This window comes from Paenibacillus sp. 01L418, from assembly GCF_056400045.1.
In genome coordinates, this window is record NZ_JBFTSN010000883.1 from 1 (window position 1) to 502 (window position 502).

The following is a 502-nucleotide window of genomic DNA, read 5'->3' on the forward strand; positions in this document are numbered from 1 at the left end:
CTTTCATTTAGCGCTTTCTCCCAAGCGGCTACCTCTTCCGAATCGATCTTCGTATCTGTGCATTGTTGACTTGTTAAATTCAGATCCGCATAAATTTCTATTTTGACAATTGCTTTGAGCTGCTGATCCACATTAGGATGTATGACGCTGCGGTTATTAATGTTTTCAAATGTCAGCATCTCCTTCTTTCGCCCGCACCCTATCGTTTCGGAAGAACCGTTCATCTGGCCTGAAGCACGAAGGAAACCTTTTGTTTCCTGTACATGCAAGAAACCGACGAGATGATCGCCTTTAAAAGCAAAAAGTCCCTTTGTCTGTAACAATTGAAGTTTTTTATCTACCTGGTCACTAACAATCTCTATCGACGGAATGCTTATGTCTTTGTACTGGTTAATTAATTCTTGATAGACATCAATGAAAGTAGTTTTATGGGTTAAGGCCGTCGTGTTCCCTCCCTCGGATAAACCCCTTAGTGCTTGAGAAGAAATGGATACGTTTGGCA

General features: G+C 41.4%; 1 protein-coding gene. It reads right to left on the reverse strand.

All coding sequences use genetic code 11. The features are described from left to right. On the reverse strand, positions 1-323 hold a 323-nt coding region (locus AC1DSE_RS36265; RefSeq protein ID WP_477529249.1), incomplete at its 3' end, for a Ger(x)C family spore germination C-terminal domain-containing protein. Between the last annotated feature and the right edge of the window lie 179 nt (positions 324-502).